11 protein-coding genes are annotated in these 15,800 nt (G+C 43.8%); 3 read left to right on the top strand and 8 right to left on the bottom strand.

The genetic code is table 11. From position 1 onward, the window contains the following. Positions 1 to 11: 11 nt before the first annotated feature. The 3 genes from V7Q13_RS03745 to V7Q13_RS03755 all read right to left on the bottom strand — a co-directional run bounded on the left by V7Q13_RS03745 (position 12) and on the right by V7Q13_RS03755 (position 9,433). Positions 12 to 3,596, bottom strand: a complete 3,585-nt coding sequence (locus V7Q13_RS03745; protein WP_333799335.1) for a PKD domain-containing protein — start codon at positions 3,594 to 3,596, stop codon at positions 12 to 14. 17 nt (positions 3,597 to 3,613) lie between these two features. Then, positions 3,614 to 8,728 carry a PKD domain-containing protein gene (locus V7Q13_RS03750; protein ID WP_333799336.1) on the bottom strand — a complete coding sequence of 1,705 codons (5,115 nt, stop codon included), beginning with the start codon at positions 8,726 to 8,728 and terminating at the stop codon, positions 3,614 to 3,616. A gap of 63 nt (positions 8,729 to 8,791) precedes the next feature. Then, positions 8,792 to 9,433 carry a WbqC family protein gene (locus V7Q13_RS03755; RefSeq protein ID WP_333799337.1) on the bottom strand — a complete coding sequence of 214 codons (642 nt, stop codon included), beginning with the start codon at positions 9,431 to 9,433 and terminating at the stop codon, positions 8,792 to 8,794. A gap of 78 nt (positions 9,434 to 9,511) precedes the next feature. Here V7Q13_RS03755 and V7Q13_RS03760 point away from each other — a divergent pair, with 78 nt between their 5' ends. Continuing rightward, positions 9,512 to 9,973, top strand: coding sequence for an LEA type 2 family protein (locus V7Q13_RS03760; protein ID WP_333799338.1), 462 nt, complete (start codon positions 9,512 to 9,514; stop codon positions 9,971 to 9,973). On the opposite strand, the gene V7Q13_RS03765 is transcribed toward V7Q13_RS03760, so the two are convergent. The 5 genes from V7Q13_RS03765 to sppA form a co-directional block, all read right to left on the bottom strand. Continuing rightward, a complete protein-coding gene (locus tag V7Q13_RS03765) occupies positions 9,962 to 10,318 on the bottom strand; it encodes a heavy-metal-associated domain-containing protein (protein ID WP_333799339.1) in 357 nt (118 codons plus the stop codon). The two genes, V7Q13_RS03760 and V7Q13_RS03765, sit on opposite strands and share 12 nt — an antisense overlap. A gap of 24 nt (positions 10,319 to 10,342) precedes the next feature. Next, complete coding sequence (pyrE, locus tag V7Q13_RS03770) at positions 10,343 to 10,975, bottom strand: orotate phosphoribosyltransferase (RefSeq protein WP_333799340.1); 633 nt, start codon at positions 10,973 to 10,975, stop codon at positions 10,343 to 10,345. Positions 10,976 to 11,056: 81 nt separating this feature from the next. Continuing rightward, on the bottom strand, positions 11,057 to 11,584 hold the full coding sequence (locus tag V7Q13_RS03775; RefSeq protein ID WP_333799341.1) for a hypothetical protein: 528 nt from the start codon (positions 11,582 to 11,584) through the stop codon (positions 11,057 to 11,059). A 9-nt stretch (positions 11,585 to 11,593) separates the two neighbouring features. Then, the gene (locus V7Q13_RS03780) at positions 11,594 to 12,724 is read right to left on the bottom strand and encodes an ABC transporter permease (RefSeq protein ID WP_333799342.1); all 1,131 of its coding nucleotides are present in this window, start codon (positions 12,722 to 12,724) and stop codon (positions 11,594 to 11,596) included. Positions 12,725 to 12,767: 43 nt separating this feature from the next. Beyond that, positions 12,768 to 14,480, bottom strand: coding sequence for a signal peptide peptidase SppA (gene sppA / locus V7Q13_RS03785; protein WP_333799343.1), 1,713 nt, complete (start codon positions 14,478 to 14,480; stop codon positions 12,768 to 12,770). Here sppA and folK point away from each other — a divergent pair. Both folK and V7Q13_RS03795 read left to right on the top strand, forming a co-directional pair. Next, positions 14,479 to 15,114 carry a 2-amino-4-hydroxy-6-hydroxymethyldihydropteridine diphosphokinase gene (gene folK / locus V7Q13_RS03790; RefSeq protein ID WP_333799344.1) on the top strand — a complete coding sequence of 212 codons (636 nt, stop codon included), beginning with the start codon at positions 14,479 to 14,481 and terminating at the stop codon, positions 15,112 to 15,114. The genes sppA and folK overlap by 2 nt on opposite strands. Before the next feature lie 37 nt (positions 15,115 to 15,151). Next, entirely contained in the window at positions 15,152 to 15,787 is a 636-nt protein-coding gene (locus V7Q13_RS03795; protein WP_333799345.1) for a deoxynucleoside kinase, read from the top strand. Positions 15,788 to 15,800 lie beyond the last annotated feature (13 nt).

Genomic DNA, 15,800 nt, shown 5'->3' on the forward strand with positions numbered 1-15,800 from the left:
TACTTGAAACATCATCTTACAATAGTTACAGATCCTGAAATTGGTTTGCGTCCGTTTTTGGGATCTATGATATAATAATACACTCCTACTGGAACATCTTTGTCTTTGTACTTTCCATTCCACGGCACCTGGTATCCGGTGCTGGTAAACACATTTTTTCCATAACGATCAAACACACGGATGATAGCACCAACATAACTGTCAAGATAACGGATTGTCCACACATCATTGATGCCATCTCCATTGGGGCTGAATGCATTTGGTATAACGGGTGCCAGCAATACTTTTACAAACACGTCATCTGTACTGCTACAACCGCCGGCACCAGCTACGGTCAACGTGTATGTTCTGTCGAACGCTGGGCGTACCACGGGCTGCAAAGTATTGGCATTGCTCAAATCCGTTGCCGGGGTCCATGAATAAACATAATTACTACTTCCTGAAACTGTTGCCGGAATAATTGCTTGCCCGCCTTCGAGCACAAACAAATCAGGACCTGCATTTACCACCGGAAATGGATGAACCACTGGCACGCTGATTGATGTATCTGACACGCATCCTTTATTGGTTGTGTACCACATTTTTACCACAAAAGACCCCGCTGACCTAAATGTATGATTTGGGTTTTGCGTTGTACTTGTTTGACCATCGCCAAAATCCCACTGCCAACTGTTGATACTTTGCGTTAACGGATTACTGGCATCTGAAAATTGAAATGCATCACCAAGGCAAACACCGTTATTGGGACTCACTGAAAAATTGGCCATTGGCTGCGGATACACTTCGCTGAGTATTTGCGTAAGCGAATCGGAACAGCCATCTTTTGAAGTCACCACCAATTTTACAGGATACACACCAACAGACGAATAAGTAAATGTTGGATTTGCTAAAGCACTATTACTACCAGCAACTCCAAAATGCCAGCGATAACTAAGCTGACCTGCAGTGCCATCGCCAATGCTGCTTTGATTGGTGAACGTTGCAATGCCAGTTGGCATACAAACCACAGGCAATGTAAATGAAGGAACAGGTACATGCTGCACAACAACCGGTAACTGTGCAGGCAAACTCACACAGCCACTGTCTGTAGTTACTACAAGTTCCACAATAGTGGTTCCTGTATAATTAAAAGTGTAGCTAAAAGGCAAACCATCATTACGTGACAGGAGATTGCCACCCCCAAAATTCCAATCCCATTTCGATAGTTGATTTGCATTGGCTATAGATGCATCAGCAACTGTAAATGCTTGATTTTGGCAAGCAGGCCCTAAGTAGGAAAACGACGCCGTTGGCCGTGGCCAAACAGTTACATTTTGTTTCACAGAATCAACGCAGCCTGAATTTGTGATGAAAGTATAGGTAAGTAAATTTTGACCGACGCTTAACAATGAAGGTGATAAAGTACCCATCGAATCAATACCAATTCCAGAATAAAAGCCAACTCCTGCTGCACCTGTAAGCTCTGTAGCTTGGGTTATCAATCTTGGCAAACCATCAATACAAATACCTGGCACCGCTTCGAACGCCAACAAAGGTTTTGCATAAAGAGCTACATCTTGTGAGTATTCACTTACGCACACATCGCCGGAATAAGCTACCAACCGTATGGTTACCATTTGCATATCGGGGCTGGTAAAAACCGGATATTGATGCGTATAAATTTTATCAAATTGTGGTAATTCATCGATAGTGGTATCTGTGCCGGAAGGCCAGTTCCAATAGATCACAGTTCTGGTGATGCTACCAAAATTGACGGTTGATTTGTTTTGAATCTTCAATGGAAGATTGCTACAAACAGGCATACCATTATCCATTACAGTAAAATCTGCCACCGGATTATCGCCGTTTACAATTAGTTGCTGCGCCAAAGAATCTTTACAACCGCCGGCTGTTTCTGCAAAAAGCTGAACAGTATAGTTTCCAACGTCACTGTATTTATGTTGGCCGTCAAATGTATTGCTCAAATTTGCACCTGGCAACGCATTCATATCGCCAAAATTCCAGCGCCATTGTGTACTAGCAAGATTTCCTCCGGGAATGGATGAGTTGTTTTTGAAAAAAGCAAAAGCATCTTGCAAGCAAACCTCCGGTAGTGAAAAGTCAACTACCGGATACTCTCCCACTTCTATAGGCAATGGAAAACTACTCATACAACCCGTGTTTGTTTCCACAAACAAAGTCACAGCCTTTGGGCCACTGGTATTGAACAACACCTTTGGATTGATGGAACTTGTAGCCGTATCTCTTCTGTTGCCATAGTCCCAAATCCACCGTTCTATTTTACCAGTGGGTATGAAAGAATCATCCTCTAACTGGATACTGTCATTTACACAAGATGCTCCAGCCACCCGAAAAATGGGAATGGGTACGGCACTGACCCGAACTGTTTGTGTGCTGCTGTCCACACAACCATCATTCGATACAATTTTTTGTTGAATGGTATAATCACCGGGCACCAGGTAAGCCTTGGAAGGCAAGGAACCTGAAGCAGTTGTATTGTCGTCAAAGTTCCATAACCATTGCGTAATGCTTCTATCGTGTGCAGTAGCATTATTCATGAAAAAAACCGGATTACCTATGCAGCCATTATTGGTTGCTGTAAAATCTGCTTTGGGTTGAGGGTACACTGTAACCAAAACACTATCTGTACTACCGCAGCCGGGAAGGTTAGCAAACTCTGTGCGGAGGTAATATTTTTGTACAAAAGTTGTAGTGCCCGTATTGGTTAACGTGACTGTTGGATTGGCGTTGTTGGTACTACTCAACCCTACTGCCGGCGTCCATGAATATTGATAGGCCGGATTATTAGCAGCGCCAATTTGTGCAGAAGCATTGCTGCAAATAGCCGCATTGGTTCCTGCTTCTGATGGCGGCATTTCAGTGTAGATTTTCACATTTCTGATGGAATGCCTATCGGTACTACCGCCTGTACTGGCAGTAAAACCGAAGTATCCTAAAAAGTTGAAAGTCTGAAAACCGGTAATGCGTTGTACACCATTGATGGAAACTGAAATATTGCCTTTATCATACTCAATTTTGCAATCGTGATATTGACCATTCCTGATGAAACTTAATGAACCATCATTGTTATTTTTTGTTGGCTGGCCATTACATTCATCGTAGGTATTGCCCCAACGGAGCTGGATTTTTGGAACAGCATCAGGTCCACAATTCACCCATGTATCAATGCCAACCTTTAAACCATTGGCTGTAGCTGGTATACCTAAGCCACCGCCTGACACGAAACCGGTTGGGGGAACATCCAAATAACAAAATGCCAATCCATCTGCAGCAGAACCTTCTGCAATCCTGAATTGAAATTCAGCAACCCATTTGCTACACTGAGCAAGATTGATGGGCACATTATAAAATGCAGAACCACTTTGAAAATTCACCGGGTTGGTCAATATCAATTCACCATTGCCGGTGTTTGAACCAGTGTTACCGATGTAAGCATTGCCTTGTAAATTCCAACCAGATGTATTGAGCGGCGTGCCTCCCATTTGTGCAAACACAAATGACTGTGCGTTAGCAGAAACAGTAACTCCTGCTATCAGCGTAACCATTATAATTTGTATGAAAATCCGAAGTGTCATGGAAATAATTTGTGAGGCTATCTCACAATGGTTACAGATCCGCTTGTTGCCTTTCTTCCGTTTTTAGGATCAAGAATGTAATAGTAAGTTCCTACCGGCAGTGGCTTACCATTGAATAAACCATCCCATGGCTGATTGTATCCTGTACTGGTAAATACTTGCTTGCCATACCTGTCGAATACTTTAATAACTGCACCGGGATAACTGCTGAGATATTTAATATTCCATACATCATTAATACCATCAGCATTTGGACTGAACGCATTGGGCACATCTGGTTCCAGTAATACTTTCACAAATACATTATCGGTACTGCTACAACCACCAGCACCAGTTACTGTAAGCCTGTAAGTAATATCTGCCAACGGCTTAGTTAAAGGTTGAAGAATACTATTACTGTTGAGGTACGAAGATGGGGTCCACAAATAACTATAATTGCTGCTGCCTGTAGCTGACGCTGCAATAGTTGCCTGCCCACCTTCAAGCACAAACAAATCAGGGCCGGCATTTACCACAGGGTACGGATGCACTGTTACGTTTTTTGAAATAGTATCTGAGTAGCATCCTTTATTAGTAAGGTAATAAAACTGAACAGCATAAGTGCCGGCTGTTGCGTATGTTCTGCTGGTGTTTTGTGTAGCAGCGGTACTGCCATCTTTCAAATCCCAATACCAATTAGTAATTGCCTGATTCAACGGATTACTTTGATCTGTAAATGCAATCACATCTCCCAAACATACTTCCGATGGCGTTGTACTAAAATTAGCCAACGGTTGAGGGTTCACATCTGTAAGTTGCTGTGTCAGCGAATCGCTACATCCGTCTTTTGATGTTACAACCAGTTTTACTTTGTAAGAAGCTACTGCAGGATAGTTATAAGTAGGATTTTTTAATGTGCTGTTTGCACCGGCTACACCAAAATTCCAACGGTAAGTAAATTGAGCCTGAGAGCCATCAGCAATAGTGCTCTGATCGGTAAATGTTGCAGTGCCTACTGGCATACAAACTGTAGGCATTGTAAATGCCACCACAGGTAACGGATGTACATTGATGCTTTTGGTGACAGGTACACTTGTACATCCACTATCGGTAATTACACTCAATGTAATGTTTGTATTACCGGTGTTGGCATACACATGAGTGAATGCCGCAGCAGTTGTTTTAGTATAACTATTTCCATCTCCCATCGTCCAGTTCCAGATAGCCAGTTGGCTAAAATTGGGAACAGATGCATCTCTGAAAACAACTTGCTGTGTAACACAGGTGGGTGCATCTACGTTAAAGTTGGCAGAAGGACGAGGCCAAACGGTTATGGTATTTGTGCTACTGTCTTTACAACCTGCTGCAGTTTGGTATACATATTTTATGGTGTGTGTACCTACGCCCGGTATGGTTGGGGTAAACAAACCATTGGCAGCAACCCCGTTGCCGCTGTAAACAAATGTACCCGGCAAACCTGCTACATCATTTGCTTGTGCAATGATGCGTGGTGTTGCATCCAAACAAATTCCGGGTATGATTTCGAAAGCCACTTTCGGGCTTGCTTGAAGTGTGATTGATTTAACTACATCATTTACGCATACACCGCCAGAGTAGGCTACAAAACGAATTTGTACAGTCTTAGTTGACGGGGCAATAAAATTGCTATACAAATGTGTGTACTGTTTATCAGGGGATGGTGTGTCATCAGTTGTAACAATACTGGCATTGGGCCATTCCCAATACACTTCTGTCTTGGTAATAGAACCAAAGTTTACTGACGACTTGTCTTGAATAGTTACAGGAAGATTCGTACATAAATTTCCGGCCGTTACCACAATAAAATCTGCTTTCGGCTTATCACCATTTACAGTTAACACCTGGGTAATACTATCTACACAACCTGCTGCAGAAGTTACTTTTAACTGTACGTTGTAATTGCCAACTGCGCTGTACTTATGCTGCGCATTCAGTGCAGTGCTGGTATTTGGATTTCCCGGAGTGGCATTGGCATCACCAAAGTTCCAGGCCCATTGCATACCCGTAGTATTGTCAGCTATAGTTGTAGTATTTGTAAATACCGCAGAGGCATCTGTCAAACAAACTTCTGGCACTACAAAATTTGGCTTAGGTAAAGGATAAACTTGTATTGTACGCTTCAACGTATCGCTTATACAACCTTTACTGTTTGTTACAACCAGCGTTATGGATTTGCTACCCCACGCTGCGTAAGTATGATTAAAGGCACTGCCATTTGTTACATCGTAAGTAGTGTTATCACCCAAGTTCCATTGCCAGCGGGTTATGCTGCCCACATTAGCAGTACTGGTTTGCGTAAATGCAATTACGTTGGTTTCACAAACCGGTGTTGAAGTGGTGAAGTTGGCGGTTGGCAATGGATTCACCACATGTGCTTTGGTAACAGTATCACTCGGGCAACCTTTGTCAGAAATTATCCAATGCTTTACATTAAACGATCCTGCTGCAGCGTACAAATGTGCCATATTGTGCAGTGAATCTTTTTTGCCATCACCGAAGTCCCAATAGAACTTTTGTAATGCCTGATTGCTGGCTGTACTGCCATCTGTAAATCTTGAACTATCCCGCAGGCACACTTCATTCGTCATAGTAAATTCTGCCTTGGGCTGTGCAAACACATTCGCCAATTGCATGGTGCTGTCATCTGCACAACCTGCTGCAGATGTAACTGTAAGTTTTACAGCAAATGGCCCAACAGCTGTGTATTTATGCAAAGGATCTTTTACTGTAGCAGTTCCTGCATCGCCAAAGTTCCAGTTGTAACTGAATGTAGCCTGTGTACCATCAGTAATAGTACTGGTACTGGTAAACTGAGCTCTGCCATCGGGCAAGCAAACTACCGCAGGCATAGTAAAAGAAGCCACAGGATAAGGGCTAACAACAATTGTTTTGGTAAATGCCACACTCCTGCAACCTGTTTGATTTTCTACAACCAATGACACTGTGTACGTGCCCACATTTGAGTAACTGATTGTTCTGGCGGTATTAGTTGTCAAAGTATCTGTGCGACCATCGCCATAGTTCCATATCCATTTTACAATAGTTGCGCCTGTTGCAGTAGATGCGTCTGTTAAAACAATATTACTTCCCACACATGTTGGAGCACTCACTGTAAAATTGGCTGTGGGTGGCAACGTTACATCAATCACTTTTGTGGTATCCGCAATACAGCCAATATCCGTAATAATGGTTTGTTTGATGGAATATGTACCTGGATTCAAATACTTCTTAATCGGATTTTTTACAGAGTCGATACTGTTATCTCCAAAATTCCATAGCCATCTGTTTACCGTTCTACCCAACCCATTGCTGGCATCAAATATTTTCACTGAATCAGTACTGCACCCGGTATGCTGCCAAATAAAATCTGCTTTGGGCTTGCCAAACACTTCTACTTCATAATCAATTTGCTGCTCGCCACTACAACCGTCGGATGTTGGATTATTGGCAAACACAGATACTTTATACAAACCTGTTTGCGATAGCACATAAGAACCAGGCAATCGGTACTGATAAATATTTCTGCCTTCTACAACCCAGGTAGAATCATAGTCAGGATCAATAATGGTGGTGTCATTGAAACGTCCATAAAACTGCCAGCGCAATTGTGTTGGTTCGTAAGGAAGCGTAATAGCAAAATTGAAAGGCGAGTTTATACAAGTAGCAGGAAAGTTTACCGTTGCATACTCGTTTTTGATTGTTATAAACTGAAACAAGTCACGAACATTGGTACCCGCATTATAGCCATAAGATTCTAAGTTTCCGTATCCATAAGCGATGGCTGAAAAACTTGAATCGGCCACGAGTGTTTGCACCGGATTTACAATACTAAGATTCGTTACATCTTCTTGCAAATAGGAATAAGCCGTGCCGGGTATTACCTGGAAAGCGGCTGTTGGCGAAGCCCCGTTGATTTTAAAAGTAGGTGCAGCAACTGTTTTAATAATGATATTGAGATAACACCTGTCAACGTTGCTTTGCCCCGAAGGAACCCAAGCTCTGTGTGCAGAGAATAACGTGATGTTGTTGATGGTTTGCTCCACAGGATTGAGGATAACCATTTCAGGATCACTTTGCACCAACCCGGCCCCACCCGGCCCGCATGTTTGACTGGTCATGTAATGCACTACAGAAATGGGTTTGTCTGCATCTATCTTGTTTGGAAGGTTGGTTTTGAATTCATAAAAATTCCCAGGCCTTAATCCTGTCAATTGGCTGCTGGCTCCATTTTCTGTGCGGGTAACCACAGTTGCAGGATCTGTTACATACACCCGAAATATGTCGTAGGTTTTTCGAATGAAAGGTGCCGTCAAAAAACTTTTACCAAAAGTTCTTGTTGGAAACAATTGCTGATACAAATTGTCGCCACCAGATGCACCAGCACAATCAAAGGCCGACCATGTGGTAGAACTAAATACACCAATGGGTTTACAACTGGAACCTGCCGTTGCTAACGATCTTACCTTTGTGCCACTAATATCTGCATCCTTTGGAAACTGCACCTGGTACACATCGCCTGGTTGACTAAGTGTAATGGTATATTCAGTGCCTGCCGGTTGGTTAGCTCTTGTAGTTACAGTTGGTGTTATACCTACTACGGTATTGGCTTCTTTGGCCACCACTGTAATAGTGCCATATCCGCTATTGGCACCGCTGGCACTACTACTACTATAGCTGGGCACTATATACTCTTTGCCCCACACTGCTGATGGAAGAATAAGCGAAGCACCCGAACGAGCCGAACGAATAATGTGTGCATACACCACCACAGGTACATCGCTGGTTACATGTATGCCGGCACCATTTAGTATGCCTTCTACCTGTGCTAAATACACCGCATTATTGGGGGCATCGCCACCGGTACCCAAAAACACACGGCGAACACCATTGGCTGAAATATTAAACGGAATGGTATTGGGACCTGCTACCACCTGACCGGTAGCCGCTCTATCGCTGGTAATATAAATACCCATGACAGCACCAGTACCATCAACGTGAGCTGGAAAAGTGATCCAAAAATCTTTACCCTTATTGGAAAAGTCTTGTCCGAATGCATCGGAAAGCCCGAACCAACAACAACAAATCAACAGCAGCTTGGCAAACAAATGCTTCATGGCAAAAAGAGGGCGAATTGGGAAACGCAATTTAAGAGTTTAAGCAGTTAGAGATTCAACATATTATGACTCATGGGTTTGGTGCTGGTTTAACTGTTCGGGCAATTGTTTCAAATAGGCAGCTGCCGAAGGTCCCATGTTAAACAAAAGGTCAAGTATGCTCAGATTGGTTTCAAAACGTTCACCAAAGGTTTGTTGGTATGCAGGCAACAAAAAATGCGTTCTGTTTTTGGGTAAAAAACGATGCCTGAAATCAGTGGAGTCGTCGGCACAAATGGGCGAAAAGGTGGTACTATGTTCAATAGCACCTTGCCAACGCAACTGTTTCAGCGTCCAGCGCAACGACTGCTCTGCCATATCCCAGAGCAATTCATGCCTGCATTCCCAAATTTGCTGCAAACCCGGAGCGTAATGATAGAAAAACGGTGACCGGTTATACAACGATTCCAAGGTTCGCCAATGCTCTTTCATCCAGCGGCCATGGTAATCAATGGTCAAATCGGCTGTCATCGCTTTTTGATCTCTCCCGCCTTGCAAAGGCACCGTTATAGCCAGCACATCATTGGCCCCCAGCACCTGAAAGCGGTTTCGGTAACCCATCTTTTGCCAGTGCTCTTGTTTTTCCAGCACTATCGTTTCCACTTCGTGCAGTCGGGCAAAAGCAGCTATCGGACCAAATAATTGTATTTCAATTTTCCTCATCATGTTCAGGAATCAATAGACGTTTTTTTGACACGGTTTGTGCGGTGAGCGGGCAAGCTACAGCATCTGTATTTTTGATGCATGCAAAAAATCTTCATTATAGCTACCCTATTGTTGCAATTGGCAGCATGCAAAGTGCCTCAGGCATTACAATACAGCAGCATTAGTACAATTCAGGTGCAATCAATCGACTTGAAAAATACAGATGGCGTTGTTGAGCTATCCTTTTACAACCCCAATGCATTTGCTGTTCAGCTCAATCGGGTAGAAGCTATCTTGAGCATCAACAATCAGGTGGCTGGCAAAGCCAACATGGATACGCTGATACAAATGCCAGGTTTGGCCAATAGTTCATTGCCGGTTCGCATTCAGTTAGGCAATCAATTGTTGCTGGGCCAATCCATGAAGTTATTACTGGGCGGCAGCATTCCTTATCAAATTGAAGGTTTTGCCATGGCAGGCAAGAAAAAGCCCCGCTGGAAAATTCCTTTTTCACAACGGGGCGCTTTTACCAGACAAATGCTGGAAAAATTATTTCGGTGATGGTGCAACTTCCGGTTTTTTACAACAGGCCGGTAGTTTTTTATAAGTATCCGGATTGGCCATTACATCATCGGCATCAAAGCCGGCATTAGCAATTGCCGTTTTTATTTCTTCGAGATTGGTACGGTCAGGATACCAGGTAACTAACGCTACGCCTCTTTTAAAAATCACATTGATTTTGATGAGGCCGTCTACATACTTTGGCGCCGTTTGCTCAATGATTTGTTTGCAAGGCTCACAAGTAGCTTGAGGCACTTTTATTTCTGCCCGTTGCTGCTTGGGTTGTTGTGCCTGCGCTGCAGATGTCATCAACAACAAAACAAGAAAAGAATACAGAAGCTTCATAAAAGATGATTTTGACATGAAAAATTATAGTTGCCAATTGGCAGGATCCTGACTCCATTGCAGTAATACTTCCTGTTGATTGGCAGAAATGATTTGCCGCTCAATGGCCAAATCGATCAGCGTTGGATAGTTGGTGAGTGCTTTGAAAGGCACACCAGCCTTGTCGAAAGCTTCGGCTGCCTGCGGAAATCCATATGTAAAAATGGCAACCATACCTGCCACTTCCATGCCTGCGTTTCGAATAACATCTACAACCTGCAAGCTGCTTTTACCAGTGCTCACCAGGTCTTCAATCACCAATACTTTCTGGCCTTTTTCGTAGTAGCCTTCAATTTGGTTACCTAAGCCATGCTCTTTGGGTTTTGGGCGAACATAAATGTAAGGTAGTTTCAGTTGGTCGGCAGCCATAGCACCCCATGCAATACCAGCCGTAGCCACACCTGCCAGCATATCAATATCGGGAAACTCCGAGAAAATGACGTTGCACAATTCGCTTTTAATGTAATCCCTCACAAAAGGAAAACCCAGCGTTTTTCTGTTGTCGCAGTAAATGGGACTTTTCCAGCCACTGGCCCACGTAAATGGTTGATCGGCATTCAACCTGATGGCTTCAATTTGCAACAGTTTTTCGGCTACTACCCTTTCGTTTGTTTTCATCTGATTTGCTATTGCTGCGAATATCGCAATGTTTAGAAGGCGATGCTTTTATTCAGCATGGCCAATGATAATTTTAGCAGTTTATGGATGGTGAAGTATGCTGTCAGTCTTCGTTTGCGCCCAAGCAATTGCACAGCACTTCAACGCACTATCGAGGCCGGGACCATATGCTTTATCAGCCATCATCATTTTCATTTTCAGCAGTGGTTTGTACCACGGGGTCTGAAACACATAAAACATTTGCGTGGTGGTGCTATCTTTTTGCAATTGGTAAAAAGCAATACCACCATTGGCAATCACTGCAGCAGATTGCTGAATTTGAAAAAACAATGTATCGGCATGTATGGGCTGCTGACCAGCCTGCTGGTTAAACAAATCGTCATCGTAAAAAGGGATGTCAGCTGTTTTTACCACCAGTTTTTCATTGCCGCTCAGCAGCGTTTGAACCGATATTTCATTTGCTGAAATACTACGCATTAATTGCCCGGAATCAGCAGCAATATTGAGTGCTCTGCTGATAACCGTATTAGACGGAAACAACAACGTGATACCCCAAAAGAGCAACCCGAAAACCAGCACACTCAACAAACCCAGCTTTATTATTTTCATACCTTTTTTTTATTCCCACTTAAACACTTTTACAGCCACAGCATACACCACAATTCCCCACAGCACAATGATGCCAATTTCAAAACCCGTATCCCACAAGTGAGCTCCTTCAAAAGCAATTTTACGCATGGCATCGTTGAAATAAGTCAGCGGTAAAATGCGGCAAATGGGTTGCAACCAACTAGGAAAAACATCGATACTGAAAAAGGTACCGGCCAGTAAAAATTGTGGCAACGTAATGAGGTTAGCAAACGGTGGAATAGAAGATTCATTTTTAGCCACGCTGCTTACAATAAAGCCGAAGCCCATAAATACCAACAATGCTATAAAACTCAATACTAGTATTTCCAGAAAAGTAATCCAGCCATTTACCAGTGTAAACTTAAAAGCAAACGTGCCAATACCGATAATAACAACAGCTGTTACTAATTGAAATATTACCCGGGCAATGCCTTCGCCCAATACAATCATGGTACGGTTGACAGGTGTGGCATAAAACCTTTTCAGCACAAGGGTTTGGCGCAGGTTAAAAAACAAAAAAGCCACGCCAAATACACCAGCACTCAGCAAAGAAAAACCTAACTGACCGGGTAAAATAAAATCAATCGTCCGGTACTTACGAACTTCTTCTATAACGGGTGCATCAAACGAAGCGTAACTCTGTTTTTCAGGATAAATGCGGGCATCAATTTTACTCACGACATTTTCCAAAAATGGCAAAAAAGTGGAGAGCTTGTCTCCGCTGGCACTGGTAGACCGAAAGCTCACCCGGTAAGGATGCGTTGAATCTTTTGCATGATCATTTTTATACACCCCGAGTATGCCCGTAATGCGACCTTTTTTCAACTCCGATTGTAATTCTTCGTCCGACTCTGGTACAACAAACTTTACATTAGGAATGGTTTTTAATGCTGCAATAACATGGTTGCTGGTGTCGCTGTTTTTTTCGAGCACCACACGGTAGGTAGTAATACCGCCACCACCACCAATAAAGCCAAACACCAATATAAAAATGAGCGGAAAAGCAATGCTGAATAGTACTGCAGAGGGACTTCTGAAAATGGCTTTCAAAGCTCCTTTGGTAATGGCCAGCATGGCGGTTACCTGACTGTAGGGCTTTGATGGATGGTTTGCACTCATGGCGGCAAAAGTATCAGATTGTGCTGCACAAATGCGCAATTATTTACTTACCATTTGCCGGAGGCATTACAAAAAAAGGAAGGCGCATTTGCGGAGTACCGGCCTGCTGTTTCAGCAGCTGTATGTGCTTCCACGCAGTGGTAAATTCTACACCTAACTGTTGTTGTATGGTAATAGCCATACTCGTTTGCTGGTCCTTTTTTTCGTTGAACAGTTTATCCCAGAGCGTCTCCACTTCCGGCCACTGCCGCAGGCTGTACGAAGTGGTTTTTGCCATGCGGGCTGCACAGGCTATTGCATCTTGCAGCGTGCCTATTTTATCGGCCAAACCTTTGGTGATGGCAGTATTGCCACTCCACACCCGGCCCTGTGCTACGCTGTCTACCGCGGCTATAGTCATGCCCCTTCCGTTGGCCACTTTGCGCAAAAACTGCTGATAAGTAGAGTCTACCCCGTTTTGAAAAAAACGTCGCTCCACGGCACTCATGCTACGGAAAGGCGTGCCCATGCTGGCTGCCGGAGCAGTACTCACTTCATCGAAAGTGATACCCAGTTTTTGCGACATCAATTTACTGGCATCAAAGAGCATGCTATACACACCAATGCTACCGGTGAGGGTGCCGGGTTGTGCAAAAATGCTATCAGCTCCACAACTAATAAAATAGCCACCACTTGCTGCATAATCACCCATGCTTACCACCAATGGTTTTTCTTTTTTTACCAGTTCCACTTCCCGCCAAATTACTTCGGAAGCCAGCGCACTACCACCAGGACTGTTTATCCTCAGCACTACCGCTTTTACATTTTTGTCGAACCGGGCTTTGCGCAGCAGTTGCCGTATTGTTTCGCCGCCAATGGTACCGTCGCCACTTTTGCCATTTACAATTTCACCCTCGGCAAATATCACTGCTATTTTATCAGTTGGTTGTTCTTTCGCCTGCAGCGCCACTTCTATGAAGTCTTTTACTGCCATGAAATTGATTTTTTCAATATTGGCCGCTCCGGTTTTTTTGGCAATAATTTCTTTCACTTCATCATCGTACAACAATTTGTCGATGAGGCCGGCAGTTACAGCATCTTGTGCTGATTGCATGCCGAGTTCATGGGCTAATACCCGCAGCGCTGCGGTATCTGCCTTGGGTCTGCTGCTGGCAATATTTTGTAAAAAATGACTGTACAATTGTTGCAGCATGTCAGTCATTTGCAAGCGGTTTGCCTCACTCATTTTAGTAAGGCGGTAAGGCTCAGTTGCACTTTTAAACTGACCGGCATAAAATATTTCAGGAGCAACCCCCAGTTTGTCTAACGCATCTTTAAAAAATGCCAGTTGAACGCCAAACCCTTGCCAATCGAGGCTTCCGGCGGGGTTCATGTAAATGAAGTCGGCCACAGCAGCCAGTTCATACGCCCGTTGTTCGTAATAGTTGGCATAGGCATACATGAACTTTTTGCTTTGCTTAAAACGCAGCAAAGCATGGCGTAATTCTGAACTGTTAGCAAAACCCAGAGCATTGTTGGCCCCCACCAGGTAGATGCCTTTTATTTTGGGTTCTTTTGCAGCAGCATCTATGGCAGCAATTACATCGTGCAGGCCCAACATATCATCTGCCTGAGCACCGGGTATGGGCAAGCCCTGCTCTACCCGTTGCTCCATCATGGGTTTGCTAATGTCTATTACCAACACGGTATTTTCTTTTACTTCGGGCACATCATCGCTGGTGGCAGCACTAAAAATGCCGATGCCCAGCAAAAACATGATGAATGTAAAAACACAGATTGCTAAAAACGTAGCCAGGAATATTTTAAGAAAATTGCGCATGATGAATGAAAATCCGGATGAATATGAACAGCAGCCGAAAATAAGGATATTTGCCCCTGTGACAGACAAACGTTCTATAAACACAGCTTATTTACTTACCGGCGGAAACATGGGTAGCCGGGAGGTTCAGTTAGCCAAAGCAAAACAGCTGCTGGAGCAAGCTGCCGGGCCCGTTATCCACCATTCTTCTTTGTACGAAACCAGTGCCTGGGGCAACATTCCACAGCCCGCTTTCCTCAATCAGGTGCTATGCCTGCACACCCATCTGGATGCAGAATCATTGCTGCAAACAGCACTTCTTATTGAACAAAAAATGGGCAGGGAACGTACGGTAAAGTTTGGCCCGAGGGTGATTGATATTGATATCCTATTTTTCAACAACAACATTATCGACCGGCCGGAACTCACCATTCCTCACCCCTATCTGCACGTTCGCAGGTTTACGCTCATTCCTTTGGTAGAAATTGCCCCTAACCTGCTACATCCGGTGTTCAACAAAACCATGCACCAGTTGCTCACCGAGTGCCCCGATACGCTGGATGTGAAGAAATTTTCTGCTGAAAATGACTGAACCTTATTTGTTTTGCCGCAAGGGTTGAAACAAGTACATGGCGTATCATTTTATTACGATTGAAGGCAATATTGGTGCAGGAAAAACTACACTGGCTCATTTATTGAGTAAGCGGTTGGATGCAAGGTTGATTTTGGAAGAGTTTGCCGACAATCCCTTTCTGCCAAAGTTTTACGAAAATCCCAAGCAGTTTGCATTTCCGCTGGAGTTGTTTTTCATGGCCGAACGCTACAAGCAGCTCAAGGATATGCTGGTAAGCCGCGACCTGTTCAATACCATTACAGTAAGCGATTACTTGTTTACCAAATGTCTGCTTTTTGCCCGGGTAAATTTACCCGAAGAAGAATACCGGTTGTACCAACGCCTGTTCGATATCATTCACCAGCAAATAGTGCAGCCTGAAATATTAATTTACCTGCATGCACCGGTTAGCCGCTTGCAACAAAACATCAAAAAACGCAACCGTACTTACGAGCAAAGCATACCCGACGAATATTTATACAGTATTCAGGAAACATACAGCACTTATATCCGTAATCATAACGTGCCTACATTGCTGGTAGACGTGAGCAAGGCTGATTTTCTGAATAATCCCGCACACCTGCAAACCATTGTAGATGCGTTGGATAAAGAATACGAAACGGGCTTACATGTAGTGAGCTTGCCCGATTAGTACCAGACAAGCC

It is taken from the genome of Phnomibacter sp., assembly GCF_036803085.1.
Classification (GTDB): domain Bacteria; phylum Bacteroidota; class Bacteroidia; order Chitinophagales; family Chitinophagaceae; genus Phnomibacter.

What these genes read in the sequence shown, in the direction of transcription:
- V7Q13_RS03745 (WP_333799335.1), bottom strand. Translation starts at nt 3,596, where the DNA reads ATGACACTTCGGATTTTCATACAAATTATAATGGTTACGCTGATAGCA.
- pyrE (WP_333799340.1), bottom strand. Translation starts at nt 10,975, where the DNA reads ATGAAAACAAACGAAAGGGTAGTAGCCGAAAAACTGTTGCAAATTGAA.
- V7Q13_RS03765 (WP_333799339.1), bottom strand. Translation starts at nt 10,318, where the DNA reads ATGAAGCTTCTGTATTCTTTTCTTGTTTTGTTGTTGATGACATCTGCA.
- folK (WP_333799344.1), top strand. Translation starts at nt 14,479, where the DNA reads ATGATGAATGTAAAAACACAGATTGCTAAAAACGTAGCCAGGAATATT.
- V7Q13_RS03795 (WP_333799345.1), top strand. Translation starts at nt 15,152, where the DNA reads ATGGCGTATCATTTTATTACGATTGAAGGCAATATTGGTGCAGGAAAA.
- V7Q13_RS03760 (WP_333799338.1), top strand. Translation starts at nt 9,512, where the DNA reads ATGCAAAAAATCTTCATTATAGCTACCCTATTGTTGCAATTGGCAGCA.
- V7Q13_RS03780 (WP_333799342.1), bottom strand. Translation starts at nt 12,724, where the DNA reads ATGAGTGCAAACCATCCATCAAAGCCCTACAGTCAGGTAACCGCCATG.
- V7Q13_RS03755 (WP_333799337.1), bottom strand. Translation starts at nt 9,433, where the DNA reads ATGATGAGGAAAATTGAAATACAATTATTTGGTCCGATAGCTGCTTTT.
- V7Q13_RS03775 (WP_333799341.1), bottom strand. Translation starts at nt 11,584, where the DNA reads ATGAAAATAATAAAGCTGGGTTTGTTGAGTGTGCTGGTTTTCGGGTTG.
- V7Q13_RS03750 (WP_333799336.1), bottom strand. Translation starts at nt 8,728, where the DNA reads ATGAAGCATTTGTTTGCCAAGCTGCTGTTGATTTGTTGTTGTTGGTTC.
- sppA (WP_333799343.1), bottom strand. Translation starts at nt 14,480, where the DNA reads ATGTTTTTGCTGGGCATCGGCATTTTTAGTGCTGCCACCAGCGATGAT.